Annotated in this window: 18 protein-coding genes; 6 read left to right on the forward strand and 12 right to left on the reverse strand. The window is 65.0% G+C overall.

The genetic code is table 11. The annotated features are described in order from the left end of the window. Window positions 1-16: 16 nt before the first annotated feature. From AKN83_RS09025 to AKN83_RS09035, 3 genes are read right to left on the reverse strand one after another with little or no spacing between them, the layout of a single operon-like run. Complete coding sequence (locus AKN83_RS09025; protein ID WP_050406330.1) at window positions 17-3,136, reverse strand: efflux RND transporter permease subunit; 3,120 nt, start codon at window positions 3,134-3,136, stop codon at window positions 17-19. After that, window positions 3,133-4,329, reverse strand: coding sequence for an efflux RND transporter periplasmic adaptor subunit (locus AKN83_RS09030; RefSeq protein WP_244521937.1), 1,197 nt, complete (start codon window positions 4,327-4,329; stop codon window positions 3,133-3,135). The genes AKN83_RS09025 and AKN83_RS09030 overlap by 4 nt, the downstream gene beginning before the upstream one ends. Further along, the gene (locus AKN83_RS09035) at window positions 4,326-4,865 is read right to left on the reverse strand and encodes a hypothetical protein (protein ID WP_244521938.1); all 540 of its coding nucleotides are present in this window, start codon (window positions 4,863-4,865) and stop codon (window positions 4,326-4,328) included. Before AKN83_RS09035 ends, AKN83_RS09030 begins: the two co-directional genes overlap by 4 nt. 137 nt (window positions 4,866-5,002) lie before the next feature. Between AKN83_RS09035 and AKN83_RS09040 the strand changes: the two genes are divergently transcribed. After that, on the forward strand, window positions 5,003-5,902 hold the full coding sequence (locus tag AKN83_RS09040; protein ID WP_050406365.1) for a LysR family transcriptional regulator: 900 nt from the start codon (window positions 5,003-5,005) through the stop codon (window positions 5,900-5,902). Between the two features lie 76 nt (window positions 5,903-5,978). On the opposite strand, the gene AKN83_RS09045 is transcribed toward AKN83_RS09040, so the two are convergent. After that, window positions 5,979-7,568 (reverse strand): DHA2 family efflux MFS transporter permease subunit, encoded by a 1,590-nt coding sequence (locus AKN83_RS09045; protein WP_050406331.1) that lies wholly within the window; start codon window positions 7,566-7,568, stop codon window positions 5,979-5,981. A gap of 15 nt (window positions 7,569-7,583) precedes the next feature. After that, window positions 7,584-8,846, reverse strand: coding sequence for an HlyD family secretion protein (locus AKN83_RS09050; RefSeq protein WP_430641507.1), 1,263 nt, complete (start codon window positions 8,844-8,846; stop codon window positions 7,584-7,586). A gap of 205 nt (window positions 8,847-9,051) precedes the next feature. Here AKN83_RS09050 and AKN83_RS09055 point away from each other — a divergent pair, with 205 nt between their 5' ends. Further along, complete coding sequence (locus AKN83_RS09055; RefSeq protein WP_172803511.1) at window positions 9,052-9,777, forward strand: TetR/AcrR family transcriptional regulator; 726 nt, start codon at window positions 9,052-9,054, stop codon at window positions 9,775-9,777. 151 nt (window positions 9,778-9,928) lie between these two features. Then, a complete protein-coding gene (locus tag AKN83_RS09060; RefSeq protein WP_083991994.1) occupies window positions 9,929-10,753 on the forward strand; it encodes an outer membrane protein in 825 nt (274 codons plus the stop codon). 80 nt (window positions 10,754-10,833) lie between these two features. Here AKN83_RS09060 and AKN83_RS09065 read toward each other — a convergent pair whose 3' ends face one another. The 6 genes from AKN83_RS09065 to AKN83_RS09090 form a co-directional block, all read right to left on the reverse strand. Continuing rightward, window positions 10,834-11,550, reverse strand: coding sequence for a dihydrofolate reductase family protein (locus tag AKN83_RS09065; RefSeq protein ID WP_063695269.1), 717 nt, complete (start codon window positions 11,548-11,550; stop codon window positions 10,834-10,836). 178 nt (window positions 11,551-11,728) lie between these two features. After that, on the reverse strand, window positions 11,729-12,907 hold the full coding sequence (gene chrA / locus AKN83_RS09070) for a chromate efflux transporter (protein ID WP_063695270.1): 1,179 nt from the start codon (window positions 12,905-12,907) through the stop codon (window positions 11,729-11,731). A gap of 42 nt (window positions 12,908-12,949) precedes the next feature. Beyond that, window positions 12,950-13,669, reverse strand: coding sequence for a superoxide dismutase (locus tag AKN83_RS09075; RefSeq protein ID WP_157113286.1), 720 nt, complete (start codon window positions 13,667-13,669; stop codon window positions 12,950-12,952). 44 nt (window positions 13,670-13,713) lie between these two features. Next, window positions 13,714-14,046 (reverse strand): hypothetical protein, encoded by a 333-nt coding sequence (locus tag AKN83_RS09080; RefSeq protein WP_244521939.1) that lies wholly within the window; start codon window positions 14,044-14,046, stop codon window positions 13,714-13,716. Between the two features lie 51 nt (window positions 14,047-14,097). Continuing rightward, entirely contained in the window at window positions 14,098-14,331 is a 234-nt protein-coding gene (locus tag AKN83_RS09085; protein WP_050406337.1) for a PepSY domain-containing protein, read from the reverse strand. An 80-nt stretch (window positions 14,332-14,411) separates the two neighbouring features. Beyond that, on the reverse strand, window positions 14,412-15,230 hold the full coding sequence (locus tag AKN83_RS09090) for a chromate resistance protein ChrB domain-containing protein (RefSeq protein WP_050406338.1): 819 nt from the start codon (window positions 15,228-15,230) through the stop codon (window positions 14,412-14,414). Window positions 15,231-15,468: 238 nt separating this feature from the next. On the opposite strand from AKN83_RS09090, the gene AKN83_RS09095 reads away from it, so the two are divergent. Genes AKN83_RS09095 through AKN83_RS41705 form a run of 3 tightly spaced genes read left to right on the forward strand, consistent with a single transcriptional unit; the run spans window position 15,469 to window position 16,977 of the window. Next, the gene (locus AKN83_RS09095) at window positions 15,469-15,747 is read left to right on the forward strand and encodes a metal/formaldehyde-sensitive transcriptional repressor (RefSeq protein ID WP_050406339.1); all 279 of its coding nucleotides are present in this window, start codon (window positions 15,469-15,471) and stop codon (window positions 15,745-15,747) included. Window positions 15,748-15,752: 5 nt separating this feature from the next. Then, a complete protein-coding gene (locus tag AKN83_RS09100) occupies window positions 15,753-16,820 on the forward strand; it encodes a nickel/cobalt efflux transporter (protein WP_050406368.1) in 1,068 nt (355 codons plus the stop codon). A 34-nt stretch (window positions 16,821-16,854) separates the two neighbouring features. Then, window positions 16,855-16,977: a Cj0069 family protein gene (locus AKN83_RS41705; protein ID WP_283807360.1), complete on the forward strand. Its 123-nt coding sequence runs from the start codon at window positions 16,855-16,857 to the stop codon at window positions 16,975-16,977. A 218-nt stretch (window positions 16,978-17,195) separates the two neighbouring features. On the opposite strand, the gene maiA is transcribed toward AKN83_RS41705, so the two are convergent. Further along, window positions 17,196-17,855, reverse strand: a complete 660-nt coding sequence (gene maiA / locus AKN83_RS09105) for a maleylacetoacetate isomerase (RefSeq protein ID WP_050406340.1) — start codon at window positions 17,853-17,855, stop codon at window positions 17,196-17,198. Window positions 17,856-17,966: the final 111 nt, after the last annotated feature.

Here is a 17,966-nt window from a genome sequence, read left to right on the forward strand (position 1 = left end):
GCCTCCGAGGCAACGTTCAGGTCGACATTGTGGGATGTGCCGCAGGCTTGCCCGAACGGCTCCTGCGCATGCGGCCGATCCAGTGGATCAAGCCGTCGAGATAGATGTAGACGACCGGCGTCGTGAACAGCGTCATCAGCTGCGAGACGATTAGCCCGCCGACGATGGCAAAGCCGAGCGGCTGGCGCAGCTCCGATCCGGTGCCGGTGCCGATCATCAACGGAACGCCGCCGAGCATGGCGCACATCGTCGTCATCAGGATCGGGCGGAAGCGCGCCTTGCAGGCCATGTAGATCGATTGTTCGGCGGAGAGATGCTGGTGCCGCTCGGCCTCCAGCGCGAAATCGATCAGCATGATGCCGTTCTTCTGCACGATCCCGATCAAGAGGATGATGCCGACAAGCCCGATCACGTCGAGCCCGAAGCCGAACGCCCACAGCGTGAGCAGCGCGCCGAGCCCGGCGGACGGCAGGGTCGAGAGGATCGTGACCGGATGGATCGTGCTCTCATAGAGCATGCCGAGGATCAGATAGACGGCGACCACCGCAGCGAGGATCAGGACCGGCGTCGAGGCGAGCGCCGCCTGGAACGCCTGCGCGTTGCCCTGGAAGCTGGTGACCACCGTCGAAGGCACCTGCAGGTCGGCGGTCGCCTTCTGCACGGCTGCGACTGCGGTCCCCACCGCCGTGCCCGGCGCCAGGTTGAAGCTCAGCGTCACCGACGGAAACTGGCTTTGATGATTTACGGAGAGCGGTGCGGTGCCGTAGTCGATGCTCGCGATCTGGCTCAAGGGCACCATCGTTCCCGCCGACGAGCGGACGTAGATGCGGTTGAGCGCATAGGGGCCGAGCTGGAACGACGGATCGACCTCCAGGATCACGTAGTAAGTGTTGAGCGTTGTGAACAGCTGGGCGACGTGACGCTGGCCGAATGAATCATAGAGCGTGTTGTCGACCGCGGCCGGATCGATGCCGAGCCGGGAGGCGGCGTCGCGGTCGATCTGCAGCTTGAGCTGACGCGCGGCATTGGCCTGGTCGGTCGCGACGTCGGCCAGCTCGGGCAGCGTCTTCAGCTTCTGATACAGCTTGCCGGCCCATAGATTGAGCTCGTCCTGGTTCACGTCGGTGAGGGTGAACTGGTACTGCGTCTTCGACAGCCGGCTGGCGAGGTTGATGTCCTGCGTCGCCTGCATGAACACCGACATCCCTTTGATCTTCGTTAGCGCCGTGTCGAGCTGCCGGATCACCTGATCGGCGGACGCATCGCGTTCGTTGCGCGGCTTCAGCAGCACGAACAGGCGGCCGTTGTTTTCGGTCACGGTCGGGCCGCCCGGTCCGATGTAGCCGGTCGCATTGGCGACCGCAGGGTTCTTGGAAATGACGTCGATGACGCTGCGCTGGAGCGTCGCCATCTGTGAGGGCGAGACGTCGGCCGAGGCCTCGGTGATGCCGGTGATCATGCCGGTGTCCTGCTGCGGGAAGAAGCCCTTGGGGATGCCGACGAACAGCAGGCCGGTCACCGCGACGCTTGCCAGCATGATCGACAGGGTCGTGGCCTTGTAGCGCAGCGCTTTGGCCAGCACGGCCTCGTAGGCCGCCTGGATCGCAACGAAGCCGCGTTCCAGCGCGCGCGACACCGCGCCGGCATTGGCGCCCTGGTGCGGCGACAGTAGATAGGCGCACATCATCGGCGTCAGGGTCACCGAGACGATCACCGACACCACGATGGCAACGCACACCGTGACGGCGAATTCCTGGAACATGCGGCCGATCACCCCGCCCATCAGCAGCAGCGGAATGAACACCGCGATCAGCGAGACCGAGATCGAGATGATGGTGAAGCCGATCTCGCCGGCGCCCTTCAGGGCGGCCTGCATCGGGGAGAGACCTTCCTCGATGTGCCGCGAGATGTTCTCGATCATCACGATGGCGTCGTCGACGACGAAGCCGACCGCGATCGACAGCCCCATCAGCGATAGATTGTCGAGGCTGTAGTTGAGCAGATACATCACGCCGAAGGTGCCGATCAGCGAGATCGGGACCGAGACCGCGGGGATGATGGTCGCCCACAGATTGCGCAGGAACAGGAAGATCACGCCGACCACCAGCGCGATGGTCAGCACAAGGGTGAACTGCACGTCGGCGACGCTGGCGCGGATGGTCTGGGTGCGGTCGGAGGCGATCTGGACCTTGATGTCGGACGGCAGGCTCGACACGAGCTGCGGGAGCAGCTTCTCGATGCCGTCCACCGTGCTGATCACGTTGGCGCCGGGCTGGCGCTGGATCGCGAGGATGACCGCCGGCTTGTCGTTGTACCAGCCATGCAGCGTGATGTCCTCGGCCGCCACGATCGCGTGCCCGATGTCGCGCAGGCGGACTGGCGCGCCGTTGCGATAGGCGATGATCAGATCATCATACTTGCTCGCGACCAGCACCTGGTCGTTGGTGGCGAGCGTGTAGGCCTGCTGGCTGCCGTAGAGCACGCCCTTGGGCTGGTTCACCGTGATGTTGCCGAGCGTGCCGCGCAATTGCTCGAGATCGAGCCCCGCGGCGGCGAGCTTGGCCGGATTGACCTGCACCCGGATCGAGGGCTTTTGCATGCCGCCGATGGTGACGAGCGAAACGCCCGGTACCTGCGACAATTTCTGGGCCAGGATGCTGTCGGCATAGTCGTCGACCTTGGTCAGCGGCTCGGTGTCCGACATCAGCGCGATCAGCAGCACCGGCACGTCGGCCGGATTGACCTTGTGGAAGGTCGGCGGCGACGGCATCGTCTTGGGCAATTGCCCCGATGCCGCATCGATTGCGGTCTGCACGTCCTGCGCGGCCGCATCGACGCTGCGGTTGAGTGCGAATTGCAGCGTAATCTGGGTGTTGCCGAGCCCGCTGCTCGAGCTCATGCCGGTGAGGCCGGCGATCTGGCCGAACTGCCGCTCCAGCGGCGTCGCCACCGAGGACGCCATCGTCTGCGGATCGGCGCCGGGCAATTGCGCGGTGACCTGGATGGTTGGGGTATCCACCGTCGGCAGCGCCGAGACCGGCAGCCGCACGAAGGCGATCATGCCGACCAGCACGATGGCGATGGCCAGGAAGGCGGTGGCGACCGGCTTGCGGATAAAACCTGCTGATATGTTCATGGCAGCATGCCTGCGCTTGCGGTGGTTGCTTCCTGGACCAGGTCTTTCTTGTCATCAGGCACGATCTCGACCTTCGTCCCCGGATTGAGCCGGTACTGACCCGCGGTGACGACGGTCTCGTTGGCCGCGAGGCCCTGCTCGATCAGGACCTGCCCGTCGCGCGATTGGCCGGCCGTGACATTGCGCATGCTGACGACGTTGTTCGCGCCGACCACATAGGCGAAGCCGCCGTCCGGTCCCTGGCGCACCGCCGATAGCGGCACGGTGAGCGCGTCGTGACGAACCGCGATCGTCAGATGGACGTTGACGAAACTGCCGGGCCACAGCGTGTTGCCGGCATTGGGAAAGGACGCCTTCAGCTGCACCGTGCCGCTTGAGCTGTCGACTTGGTTGTTGATCAGCATCAGGCTGCCGTGGTCGAGCTTGTGCTTGTTCTGTGCATCATAGACGTCGACCGATGCGTCTCCGGATGCCAGCGCCTGCCGCACGCCCGGGATCTCGCCGGACGGCAGCGTGAAGATCACCGCGATCGGCTGCAGCTGGGTGAGGACCACGAGTCCGTTGGTGTCGGTCGGGTGTACGATATTGCCGGGATCGATGCGGCGGATGCCGGTGACGCCGTCGAACGGTGCGGTGATCGTCGCGAAGCTCAGCTGCGTCTGCGCGGCTTCCAGCGCTGCCTTGTCGAGCGCGACGGTACCTTCGCCCTGGGCGACCTGCGAATCCTGGGTGTCGAGCAATTGCTGGGTGGCAAAGCCGCGATTGGCGAGCGGCTGCGTTCGCGCCAGATTGGTCCGGGCGTTCTTCAGGCTCGCCTCGTCGCGCGCCAGCGCGGCCTCGGCCTGGTCGACCTGAGCCTCGTAGACCCGCGGGTCGATCCTGGCGAGCACATCGCCGCGCTTCACCTGCTTACCCTCGACGAAATCGACGCTGTCGAGCGTGCCCTGCACCTGGGTGCGTATGGTGGCCGTATTGATCGGCGTCACCGTGCCGAGGCCTTCGAGCACGATCGGCACATCATGCTGCAACACTTTCGCCGCCGTCACCGGAACGACTGATGTGGTGGTATTCGACTGGGCCGCCGGTGCATGGTCCGTCGCGCTGTCCGGTCGATGCAGGACGTAAGAGCCGGCGCCGATTGCGGCGGCGGTCACCATGCCGGCGGCCGCGATCTTGAAGGTCTTCGCTCTCATGGGTCACCAGCTCCATCGGTTGTCCGGCGGCCGATCGTTGCGACCAGTTCCAGGACGAAGGTTTCAGTTGCGCTCGCCGCGGCCGCCGCGGCCCCGCGGCCGGCGGTCAGGTCGAGGTGGATGATGCGTGCGTCGAGATCGGCAGCGCGCAGCGCGCCGATCAGGCTGTCTTGCGGCGCATCGTCGGTGCGATGAACGACGAGCCGGATCGCGGTCACTGTCGGCACGATGTGAAACGGCAGCGCGTCGGAGGCGGCGTCGATTGCGACGATGCCGCCGCAGGGCAACTCGCCCCGCAACGCCAGTTCGAGCATGCGCCGCGCGACCGATCCTTCGCCGAGCAGGATCAGCTGCCGCGGGATCATGCCGACGCGGTCGAGCGCGTCCGCAACGCCGCTCAGGATGCCGGCATAGCTGGTTTCGCGGAGCTCGATCGGCAGCCACGTCGCCAGTGGCGTGAGCCGGCGCCAGCGCGCAAAGGTCTCGGGCACGGTGATGGACGCAGCATCGGGGGCGGCCAGCACGCCGACCAGCACGCCCGTGACGGCGGGGCGGGTCCGGGTTGCGAGGGCGCTGTGCGGGCTTTCGGACATGCCCGGAAGCTGGGCCCTGGGTCGATATAATTCAAATGAATTGTCTTTATCCGTCAATTCATATCATGCATGATGACGGCATGCGGATGCGCAATCTCGATCTCAATCTCCTCCTGGTGTTCGACGCCGTGATGCGCGAGCGCAGCGTGGTGCGCGCGGCTGGCGCGCTTGCCATCAGCCAGCCCGCCGTGAGCCACGCGCTGAACCGGCTGCGTCATGCGCTGAAAGACCAGCTGTTCGTCCGCACGCCGTCCGGCATGCTGCCGACGCCGCGGGCCGAAGCGCTCGCGCTGCCGGTCCGCAAGGCGCTGAGCGAGCTGCAACTCGCGGTCGAGGGCGATCGCTTCGATCCGGCGCAGGCGGAGCGGCGCTTCACCATCGCCGTCAACAATTATGCCGCGGTGGTCGCGGCCGGCGCGATCATCGCGGCGGTGCGCGCGCAGGCGCCGAGGGTACGGCTGACGCTGGTGCCGAGCGGGACGCTCGATCTCGCCGACAGGCTCGATCGCGGCGAGCTCGATCTTGCGATCTCCGCCCGCGCACTGGAGGGCGAGCGCTTCGCCTCCTGCCGGCTGATCGAGGACCGCTTCGTCGCGGTGCTACGCGCCGGTCATCCGGCCTTGCGCAAGAAGCTGACCGGGGAGACGCTGGTCGAGCTGCCGCACCTTGCGATCACCTCCAGCGGCGAAGACCTGGATTTCATCGATGCCTGGCTGCGGGCCCGCAAGGCGAGCCGCACCATCGCCTCAGATGTGCCGTATCTGTCGGCCGGCGCGGTCCTGGTGCAATCGAACATGGTCGCGATCCTCGGGCGCAAGCTCGCGCTCGAATTCCGCCGCGCCTATCCGATCGAGATACGGGAGCTGCCGTTCGACGCGTCGAAGCTGCAGAGCGTCATGAGCTGGCACCGCCGCTTCGACGATCTGCCGGCGCACCGCTGGCTGCGCGACACGATCGTTGCCGCTACGCGCGGCATTTGATCTCGCGACGATCCTGAAGCGATGCGCCCGCGCCGATCTCTGGCGCGGGCGCATCGCAATTTATCTCTGCTGCCTGTCAATGACCGATGGGCGCGGCGCCGCCGAGCTTGACTTTGCGCAAGGTCAGGGCCAGCGGGATCGCCGACAATGCGATCAGCATCAGCACCCAGAACGCATCCATATAGGACAGGAACGAGGCCTGGGTCTGCACCTGCTGGCCGATCCACTGGATCGCTTGTTGATGCGCCTGCGCCAGCGCATTGCCCTGGGCGACGAAGAAGTCGGTGACCTGGTGCAGCGTGTCCTGGTATTGCGGGCTCGACGGCGTCACCTGTTCGACCAGCCGGCTCTGGTGGAACTGCTGGCGATGCGTCAGCACGTTGGAGACCAACGCGACGCCGATCGAGCCGCCGGTGTTGCGCGCCGCGTTGATCAGCGCGGAGGCCTGGTCGGTCTTGCCGGCGGGGACGCCGTCATAGGACGCCGTCATGATCGGAATGAAGATCAGCGGCAGGCCGACTCCGATCAGCATGCGCGAGCGCGCCATGTACCAGAAGCCGAGATCGCCATACACGTTGGTCATGCTGTACATCGAGGCGGCGATCACCAGCGCGCCGGCGATGATCAGGTATTTCGGCTGCACACTGGCGGCGAGCCGGCCGACCACGAACATCATCAGCATGGTGACCACGCCGCCGGGCGAGAGCACGAGGCCGGCCCAGGTCGCGGTATAGCCGAAATCCTGCTGCACCAGCTGCGGCAGGAACTGGGTGGTCGCAAGCAGGATGGCGCCGGTCGCCAGCATCACCAGGAAGCTCGCCCCGAACTGCCGGGTCGCGACCATCCGCAAATCGATCATCGGATTGCGGCGAGTCATTTCCCACGGGATCATCAGCACGAACGCGGCGGCACAGATCGCCGCTGACGCGACGATGAAGGACGATCCGAACCAATCGTCCTCGAGGCCGCGGTCGAGCGTCACCTCGAGCGCGCCAAGGAAGGTCGCCACCAGCGCGAAGCCGACGAAGTCGAACGAGTTGTCCTGCTTCGGGTCCGCAGCCTTCGCAGGCTCCCGCAGCACCGCGGCGATCGCGACCATCGCGAACAGGCCGACCGGCGCGTTGATCAGGAAGCACCAGTGCCAGGACAGATTGTCGGAGAGCCAGCCACCGAGCGTCGGGCCGACCACCGGCGCCACCACCACGGCGATGCCGAACACCGCGAAGGCCTGGCCGCGCTTGGCCGGCGGGAACGCATCCGCGAGGATCGACTGCGCCACCGGCACCATGCCGCCGCCGCCGAGACCCTGCAGGATGCGGAACAGCAGCAGCGCGTTCAGATTGGGCGCGAAGCCGCACAGGATCGAGCTGACGGTGAAGATGCCGAGGCAGATCAGGAAGAACGTCTTCCGCCCCAGCATTTTGGCGAGAAAGCTGGAGGCGGTCAGGATGATAGCGTTGGACACCAGATAGGAGGTGACCACCCAGGAGGCTTCGTCCTCGCTCACGCCCATCCCGCCCGCGATATAGGGCAGCGCCACGTTGGCGATGGTGGTGTCGAGCACCTCCATGAAGCTCGCGAGCGCGACCACGATGGCGATCAGCCAGGGATTGACGGCAACGCTTGGAGCAGGGGGACTTCCGGCATCGATTGCTGCGGCGCTCATGACGGCCTCCCCGGATCAGAGCTTGCCAAGCCGTTCGAGCAGTGACGGCGCGGGATTGATCCGCACTGTCGGGACGACGGACATGCCCGGACCGAGCGCAACGTCGGTCGGCGGGTTGTCCATCACGATCTTCACCGGCACGCGCTGCACGATCTTGACGTAGTTGCCGGTGGCGTTCTGCGCCGGCAGCAGCGAGAACGCGGTGCCCGATCCGGGCTGCACGCTCTCGACATGACCCTTGATGGTGCGGCCGGGATAGGCATCGATCTTCAGCGTCACCTTCTCGCCCGGACGCATCTGGTCGAGCTGGATCTCCTTGAAGTTCGCGGTGACCCAGGTCTGGTCGGGCACGAACATCGAAAGGTTGGTGCCGGCCTGCGCGAACTGGCCGACCGCGGCCGACAGATTGACGACGCGGCCCGGCTGCGCGGCCGTGACCGTCGTGTAGGACAGATTGAGTTTAGCCTGGTCGCGCTGCGCCTCGGCCTGGGCGAGGTTGGCGACCGCGCTCTTGCGCTGCGCCTTCAGCGATTCCACCTGACGCTGCGCGAGATTGAGCGTCGCCTGCGCGCTCAGCAGCGAGGCCTGCTGCTGATGCAGTTGCGAGGTGTACTGCTCGGAATTCTGCACCGTGCCGTAGCCGGTCTGCTCCAGGTGCTGGTAGCGAGTCGCCTGCTGCTGGGCGAAGGTCAGCGCCGCCTGCGCCTGGTCGACCTGGGCCTGGTTGGCTGATATCTGCGCCTGTTGCACGTCGAGCTGCGCGTCGACATTCTCGATGCTGGCCTGTGCGGCCGCGACCTGCGCCTCGGCCTGTGCCAGCGCGACGCGATAGTCGCGGTCATCGAGCCGGGCGATCACATCGCCGGCTGCGACATGCTGGTTGTCGGTGACCGGAACGGCAGTGATGTAGCCCGAGACCTTCGGGGCCAGCGCGGACTGCCGCGCCGCGATGAAGGCGTCATCGGTGGATTCGAAATGCTCGGTGTAGTCCATGTACAGATAGCCACCGCCGAGCGTGGCGGCGAGCAGCACGGTGCCGATCGCGGAGACGACCGGACGGCGGCGCAGGAAGCCGCGCTTCGGTGCCGTGGCCTCGGGCGGGATCGTTGCCGGCGGGACCGGCTGCTTGTTTGCGGGGCGTTCCTGCGCGGGTGCGCGCGCGGTGATCTCCGGCCGCTCGGCCGTGATGGTGGGCTCATGAGAGGGTGGAAGCGAGGGCGAACCCTCGATGCCCTCGTGCCCCGGTTGGTCGCGCTCCAAGACAGTGTCTTCGAACATGATGGCTGCTCCTGGCTGTTGAGCGAGGTCTGCAAGGCCTTCGCAAAAGGGAACGATGCCGTTCCGTTCTGTGCGGCAGATAGTCCCACCGCAATGCAGCGTCAATAGGAACGAAACTGTACCGTTCTATTTACAACCAGATGTGATCGGCCTATATTACTGGGCGTTGCCGGCCCAACGGCTCACGGAACCCGAGGTCAAGCCAATGACCACCAGCACGCTGAAGATGCCGCGGGCGCCCAAGGCCCGCACGGCAGAAAGGCCGATCAAGGTGCGTGCCGGCCGGCCGCCGAAGGAGCTCGCCGGCGAGGTCGACGCGCGCATCCTCGATGCGGCGCGCAAGGTCTTCCTGCAGCGCGGGTTCGAAGGCGCCAGCATCGACGAGATCGCGGACATCGCGCGCTCTGGCAAGCGCACGATCTATGCGCGCTTTCAGGACAAGCGAGCGCTGTTCACCGAGGTGGTGACGCGGGACATCCTGTCACGCATCGCTGAGTTCAAGGCGGACGCGCCTCTTGGTGCGACTGTGGAGGAACGCCTCACCAGCGTCGCCTCTACGCTGCTGCATTGGGGTCTCGACGCCGACCGGATCGGGCTGATGCGGCTCGCCATCGCCGAGGCGCATCGTTTCCCGGATCTCGCCGCCACCGTCAACCGCAGGGCGCGCGCGCTCGCGACCGAGCTCGGTATCCATCTGCTGCGCGACCTGACGCAATCCGACGAGCTCGGCAAGCTGCCGGCCTTCGCGCCGGAGCACCTGCCTACCACCGCGCGCCTGTTCCTCGACATCATTGCGGTGCCCATGCTGATGCGGGCGCTGTACGAAGTCGACCTCAAGGCGCTCGATCCCGAGCTCGACGAACACGTCGCGCGCGGCGTCTCGTTCTTCGTCGCGGCGTGCAGAAGCGGTTACCGGTTCGGCGCCGATTGACCCCCGGACGATCACCAGGTTGTGAGTGCGGGCCGTTGCAACTGCGCCACAGGAGTGCGGAAAAGAATAGAATTTGAATGAGACGTACTGTCGCATCCCTTCCGCCCATGGCAGAGACGTGTGTCGCTGGCCTATGGCAACCGCAAGGGGAATGGAAGTGCGCCGTTTTGCAATCGTTGGGACTTGCCTGCTTTTGATTACGCAATTTGCGAGCGCGGCGTCAGCCGCTGACCTGTCGGAGCGCAATTGGACCAAGGCTCCGCCATTGCTGGCTCCCGCGTTCAACTGGTCCGGATTCTACGCCGGCGTGAATGCGGGCGGGGGCTGGTATGATGGTGGGAATATCACGACAAGCAGCAATGTCAGTTCGCTGATTCCCCCCGGCAACATCGTCCGTGTGCCCCTTTCGAACAGCAACCATGCCGGTGTTACCGCTGGTGGACTGATCGGATACAATTATCAGATGGACAGGGTCGTCCTTGGCGTGGAAGCCGATTTCAACTATGTCGACCTGAAGTCCACCAAGGGAGGAAGCACCACCGCCGCTTTCCCTGGCGGCGTGACGGGCAATTTCAACATTGCGAACACCAGCAACATCGACTGGTTCGGCACCGTGCGGGGTCGTATCGGCTTTGTGCCGGCCGAGCGCCTGCTGATCTACGCGACGGGCGGTGTGGCCTATGGCGAGGTGAAGACCAACATCGCCAATTCGTCGGCCTTCTCCACGGGCCTCTCGCGGCTCTGGCTTGGCGATAACTCCGACGTTCGCGTCGGTTGGACCGCCGGCGCCGGCCTCGAATATGCCTTCACCAATAACTGGACGCTGCGCGGCGAATATCTCTATATCGATCTCGGCAGCAGCGGTACGACGGCGACATTCCAGGGCACGGATCCGCTGCAGAGCCAGATCCGTTACAATGCCAGTCGCGAGAACAGGTTCAGCGTCGCCCGCGCCGCGTTGAGCTACAAGTTCTGACACCGGCGAGCAAACGCTGCGTTCCCTCTCCCGCGCGCGGGAGAGGTGACGCAGCTCTGGTGCAGTCTCTCAGGGAGCGCTCAGCCCGGCGCGCGCTCCACCGCGTGACGCAGCCAGACCATGCCGCCTTCCAGCGTTTCACAATGGGTGAGCCGGAGCGACTGCCCGGCGCCGGGGCGCTCGCCGGCCTCGCCATGATAGTCGACAATGCTTTGCGATCCCGCGACACCGTCGACGGCCGGATGGATCAATGTGCTGAACTCGTCGATCAGCCCGTGCTTGAGGAAGGCGCCATTGATCGCACCGCCGCCTTCGAGCAGCAGCGTCTTGGCGCCGAACCGCGCTGCAAGCTGCGCCATCGCGCTCGCCAGATCGTCGCCCTTGAGGCCTGCAAAGATGTAGGACGCGCCGTCCTCGCGCAGCTCGGCGAGATGGCTGTCGGAGACCTGTTCGCCGAGCACCGCGACGGCGTGATCGCCGCCGACATTGTCCTTGCCGAAATGTACCCGGCCCGACGGATCGATGCCGACAGCGAGCTTGCGGCCGTCGCGGTTGCCGAGATGCGGCTCGCGCGGCAGCTTGGGCGCATTGGCGAACTGCCGCTCCGTTCCCTTGGCCATCTCGTTCATGGTGACGCGGCCGATGATCCATCCATCGGCATTGAAGCCGTCATGTATCCTCTCATAGTGGGAGCGCAGCACCTCGGCCGGGATGCCCGCGGCCGGCTTGGTGAAGCGGCTGGGATGAAGCCGGCCGTCGATCGACGTGCCCATGTGGCAGATGATGTGGGGTCGCATTGCCTCAACTCTTCGGTGGGTTATGACTGCGCCGCAGGGGCGGATGGGGCAGTCCTGATCTAGAGAGCCGTAATCGGGTTCTCAACGCCGATAACGCAGCGGTGTTTCAACGTCGCTTGTCGGCCCGGTCAATCCATCCGCGCCGCTTGAACCAGAGCACCGGGGATGTCACGGGCGGCTAATGAACCATCACCCAGGTCGGCTGCAGTAACGGATAGGCGATCAGGCCGACGACGGCCGTTGCAGCGATCAAGAGCGGATTGCTCACCTTCCAGCGGAACAGGAGGGCGAGCGAGATCGTGCCGATCAGCGCTGTCAGCCAGTCGCCGATGGCGATCTTGCCGAGCAGGATGCAGGCGCCGAGGATGGTGCCGATCGCCGCCGCATAGGCGCCCTTCACAAAGCCCTGCACGTTGGCGTTGCCGCGATGCCGCGCCAGCAGCGGCGCGACGATCAGCACCAGCAGGAACGACGGCAGGAAAATGCCGATGGTGGAGACCAGCGAGCCCCAGAATCCCGCCACGAGGTAGCCGACGAAGGTCGCGGTGATCACCACTGGTCCCGGACTGATCATGCCGATCGCGACCGCGAAGAGGAATTGCCGCTCATCGAGCCAGCCATATTGCTGCACGAGCCCTTGCTCGAGGAACGGCACAATGACGAGGCCGCTGCCGAAGGTCAGCGAGCCGGCCTTGAGGAAGAACAGCAACAGCTTGGAGAGCGTAGACGTGCTTGCGACCGGCGCGATCGGACCTGCGGCGACCGGCACGATGGCAATTCCCGGCAGGATCGCGGGCGAGCGTTTGAACGGCTTGCCGTAATAGAGGATGCCCACGATGCCCGCGCCGATGAACAGCAGGGCGACCTCGGCCTGGAGAATGACGGTGACCGCCAGGCAAATCGCTGCGATCGCCCATTGCAGCCAGTCTTCCATGCCGAGCTTGGCAAGCCGGTAGCAGGAGTGCAGGATGAGCGCGATCACGGCGGGGCTGACGCCGTAGAAGATCGCGGTGACTGGCTGGAGATCGCCAAGGTAGACGTACAGCGCGCCGAGAGCCGCCACGATGACGAAGTTCGGCAGGATGAAGCACCATCCACCGACCCAGGCTCCCCAGAAGCCGCCGCGGAGCCAGGATACGTAGATGCCGACCTGGATCGCCAGCGGTCCCGGCAGCGATTGGCAGATGGCAATCGCTTCCTTCATTTCAGCCTTGGTCAGCCATTTCTTGCCGTCGACCAGCTCGTGCTCCATCTGCCCGACGAGCGCGACCGGGCCGCCGAAGCCGAGAAAGCCGAGGCGCAGGAAATAGCGTGCCAGTTCCGCCAATCGGCCGCGATGCGAGGACGTTGGTGTCATTCCGGAAAAATCTCCCTCGAAGGAAGTTCCACGCGTCTCTCCTCAAGCCTCGTTCGAATATTGCTCATAGAGTCTGGCCGCGTTGTCCCAGCGGATGGCTTCCATGTAGATGTCGACATAGCGGGCCGCCGCGGCTCCGAAGTCCATGTGATAGGCGTGCTCATACATATCGAGCACCAGGACCGGGCGGCCGCCGGCGAGCGTGGTCGTGTGATCGGCCGCCCATTGGTTGACGAGCCGCTTGTCGCGGGGCGAGTAGGCGAGGATCACCCAGCCCGAACCGCCGCCTTCCGCCTTGCCCATGGCGGCGAATTCGGTCCGCCAGCGCTCTAGGCTGCCGAAGTCGCGCCCGATCGCCTCGACCAGTGCGCCGTTCGGCTTGCCCGCGCCGCCGAGCCCGTCGAAATAGACCTCGTGCAGGATCATCGAGTTCGCCGCGACCAGCTCCTCGCGCTTCAGGCCGTTGATGACGAAGTTCGGGGCCTTGGCGAAGTCGAGCTCGGCAAGCTGCGTGCCGATCGCGTTGAGTCGCTTCACCGCGCCGACGTAGTTGTTCTCGTAGTGGCTGACGAGTATCTTCTCCGAGATGCCGCTGATCGATTTTGGATCGAATGGCATCGGCTTTGCCTGATAGGACATGGCTCTGGCTCCTGTCTGCTGATTGGTTTCAGCCACGGCCTGGTTGATGCCAAGCACGGTTGCAGATGCTGCGGCTACGCCAGCCGCTGCGATGAAGTTTCGACGCTCTGTGTTGATGGTCATCGGCTTCTCCCAATGTTGAACGTTCCTTGCGTCAGATCGCGGCTCTATTGCTTGGTGAGCCCGACGATGGTCGGGAATCCCGAGATGGCCTGCACCGAGATTTCGACGGGGTCGCCGAAGCGGACGGCATTGAAGATCAGCCCGTCCTGAACCTTGAACGGTTCCGTTCTGCCCGCAGGCAGGCGTATCAGCAGCGTGTCATTGCGTTCGTCGACGCTATCGACGACGCCGCGCAGCGTCTCGCTTGCCGGCGGATCGACGGCCGCCGCCTGCAATGCGATGGCCGTTTCACGCTGCTCGCCACCATCGGCTGGTGTTGCAAGCGTTGCGCCGGGCCACAGCGCGGCGAGGCACAGGGCCAGGGTTGTTCTCATCATGATCGTCACTCCATTGTTTCGGCCTCTGGTCGCTTCGGGCGGAGCAGGACCTCAGTCCTGCTCCTTGACCTGGCCGCTGCTGTCGATCACGAGCTTTACGGGCTTGCCGTTCCTCATCGCCTTCGCCGTCGTGCCTTCGGCCGTCGACTTGACGTCGCTGACGTTCGCGTAGCCGGCAGCCTGAAGTTTCGCGACAAGCTCGTCCTGCGTCAGGGCGCGGGCGGGCACGGCGGTGCCTGCGACCGCGAGCGCAAGGATCAGGTGGAGGAATCTTCGCTTCTGCATGGCTGTTCTCCTGGTTGTGTTGTGCTGCCCCAGGTTCTTCAGGTGCGCGCTTGCTCAGATGAAGCGGAAGATCGCAACGCTCACGGCTTCACCTTGCTGGTCGGCCAGTTGTGCGTTTCCCTGGTCGCGTCGCGGCACCAGCGATAGAAGGCGTCGTAGAGCAGCATGCCGGCGCTCAACTGCTCGAGGTCGTCGTCGAACATCCGCGACAGGCCGAGCGAAGCGGCGAGCAGCCCCGGGGCCTCCGGCGACAGATCGAGCCGGGCGGTGTCCGCGGCCCGCACCATGGTCGCGAGTCGCTCCAGTGCGGGCGTCGACAGGCCGAACTCCGTGACCATCACGTCGAAGGTGCAGAGCTCGCCGCGGTGGCTCCAGAACACGTTCTCGATATCGAACGGCGTGGCGTCGAATCGTTCAGCGACCGCCTCGACTTCCGCTGAAGCGACGAACAGGAACACCGCCGCGGGATCGATGAAGCGGCGGATCAGCCACGGGCAGGCGATGCGATCGATCTTCGGCCGCGACCGCGTCACCCAGACGGTGCGGCCGCGCCCGTCACGTTTCGGAATTCTGTCGGCAGGAACGGTCGGAAGCTCCGCCTGCTTCCAGGCGAGATGGCCGCCCTCGAGGACTTCGGCAGCAATGTTGCCGCATCGGAGCCAGGCGGCGGTGCCTTCGCTGAGCTTCTGTCCCTTCTGGCAGACCACGACCACGGACTGGCCGGTCAGGCCGGACGCCCAGTCCTGGATGTCGAGATGGGAGTGCCGGATCGCGCCCGGAATCAGGCGCGGATCGCTGGAAAAATCCTCATCGAGACGGACGTCGACAAGCGCCGGCGCCTTGGCCGTGCCGATGAGACGATACAGTTTTTCGGATGAGATCGAGGTGTATGATGACATGATGCGTCCTTGGTGAACAGGACGCGATTCTTGGGCATGTCGCCTCGCGGGGAGATCGCACATCCCCGTGCCGTCAATAGAAGAGCAATGCGCCTTGCTGTCAACCGGCTCTGCCGCGTCGGCAGATCACCAAGAATTCACCGATTGTGACAGGAACACACGGCGCTGGCGGTTGTCCCCGGCGCAAAGACCAGAAAGCGGTGTTGACCAATATAGGGTACCCCCCTATATTATTTGCATGTCGCACACAATCAAGCACAAGTCCAAGCTCGTCGGCCGGGTTCGCCGCATCAAGGGTCAGCTGGAGGCCGTCGAGCGGGCACTGGAGTCCGAGCTCGGCTGCGCCGACGTGTTGATGCTGGTGGCCTCGGTTCGCGGCGCCATCAACGGTCTCACCGCGGAACTGCTCGAGGATCATATCCGCCATCACGTGGTCGACCCTGCCCGGGAAAAGGATCCCGAGCGGGCGCAGGGCGCCGCCGATCTCATCGACGTCGTTCGCACCTATTTGAAGTGAAGCACATGACCGATCTGTCCCAGCTGCTCCAGCAGAGCAGCGCGCATGCATGGCTGTTCATCCCCAGTGCGATCCTGCTCGGCGCGCTGCATGGTCTCGAGCCCGGGCACTCCAAGACGATGATGGCGGCCTTCATCGTCGCGATCCGCGGCACGGTGCTGCAGGCTGTGCTGCTCGGCCTGTCGGCGACCATCTCGCACACGGCCATCGTCTGGATCATCGCGGTCGCGGGGCTGCATTTCGGCCAGCAATGGTCCGGCGAACGCAGCGAAGCCTGGTTGCAACTGGTGTCGGCGGCGATCATCATCGCGGTCGCCGCCTGGATGGCTTGGCGCACCTGGCGCGAGCAGAATTCCGAACATGACCATGACCATCACCACCACGATGAAACGCGTCAACTGATCCTCGCCGGGCAGGCGCTGTCGCTCGAAGTTTTCGAGGATGGCGTGCCGCCGCGCTGGCGGTTGCGTAGCGAGGCCGGGACGCTCCCGGCGGCCGGCGAGGTCGACGTCTTGACCATCCGTCCCGACGGCAGCGAGCAGCGCTTTCGCTTCGCCGATCGGGGTGGCTATCTGGAAAGCGTCGATGAAATCCCGGAGCCGCATGCCTTCAAGGCACGTGTGTCGCTGCGGGCGGACATTGCGGAAGTGCTGTTCGAGGAGCACGACCACGCGCACATGGACCTCGGCGACGCGGAAGACGCGCATGCGCGCGCTCACGCCGCCGACATCCGCAATCGCTTTGCCGGACGCACCGTCACGACCTGGCAGATCATTCTGTTCGGCCTGACCGGCGGCCTCATTCCTTGTCCGGCGGCGATCACCGTGCTGCTGCTCTGCCTTCAGCTCAAGCAATTTAGCCTCGGCTTCGTGCTGGTCCTTTGCTTCGGCATTGGGCTTGCGATCACCATGGTCTCCGCTGGTGTTGTGGCCGCGCTCAGTCTGCGCCATGTCGAGCGTCACTGGGGAGGGTTCAGTCGGTTTGCGCAACGCGCGCCCTATGTGTCGGCCGCGCTGATCGTGCTCGTTGGCCTCTATACCGGCTGGTTGGGGCTGCACGGTATCACGGCGTGATCCCACGTCCATCTTGAAACCTGCGCGGCGGCTGATGGGCGAAGAATGGATTCCGCAACTGATGGCGACGCTGACGATCGATGAAGCATCGCTGCCGGTGATCTGGGATGCCGACTTCCTCTATTGTCCGCGCGATACCGATGGTGCCGACACCTAGCGCGCCCTCTAGCGAACCCGGAGTCCATCTCTTGGCCAATTCATGTCGCGAGATGCGGAAGTGCGACGCACTGATGGAGCAACAGATGTGGTGTCGTCCCTGTGAAAGCAGGGGACCCGTAACCACGAATGCTCATTGTTGAAGGATGCTGGAACGACGAGTCCCGTTCACAACGTCTGCTGCGGAGTATGGGTCGCTGCTTTCGCAGGGACGACAGCTCACTTCGCCCGCATCGCCTCCGGCGTATCCGGCTGTGCGGAGGGATGCGCTTTCGCAAACGCCGGCAGCGCCATGGCGGCATCGTGAATCCGCTTAACGGTCGGCCAGGGCGACAGGCTGATCTGCTGGTTGATCGCCGCCGTGACATGGCCGACCAGGCAGATGTCGGCGAGGGTCGGCGCATCGCCGTGACAAAACTGGCCGGTCGCCTTGTGGCCGGCGAGGTGGCCCTCGAGCGCCGCGAGCGTCTCGACCGTCCAGTGCCGCCGCCACGCGTTCTGCTGGCTGTCGCGCAGATCGAGCTCGCGGTCGAGATAGCGGCGTACCCGCGGGGTCAGCAGCGGATGGCCCTCGCAGGCGACGATCAGCGCCAGCCCGCGCACCCAGGCGCGGCCGAGCGCATCTGATGGCAGCAGCGGCGGGGTCGGAAATGTCTCGTCGAGATAGTCGATGATCGCGAGCGACTGGAACAGCACCGTGCCGTCGTCGGTCACCAGCGCCGGCAGCGCCATCTGCGGATTGATCTTGCGATAGGCGTCGGCGCGATGCGCGTCCGCATCGATGTCGACGAACGCCACCTCGGCCGGCACGCCCTTGAGGTTGAGCGCGATCCGCACCCGAAAGCTCGCCAGCGATCGCCAGAAGGAGAAGAACTGCATGGGGCGAACTCCTTGCGTCATGCCCGGGCAAGAGCGCGAAGCGCGTCTTCGTGCAGATGACCCGGGCATCCGTCGACTGGAGGAATGTCGTTGAAGAGGGATCGCCGGGTC

This window comes from Bradyrhizobium embrapense (assembly GCF_001189235.2).
GTDB classification, from domain to species: Bacteria; Pseudomonadota; Alphaproteobacteria; order Rhizobiales; family Xanthobacteraceae; genus Bradyrhizobium; species Bradyrhizobium embrapense.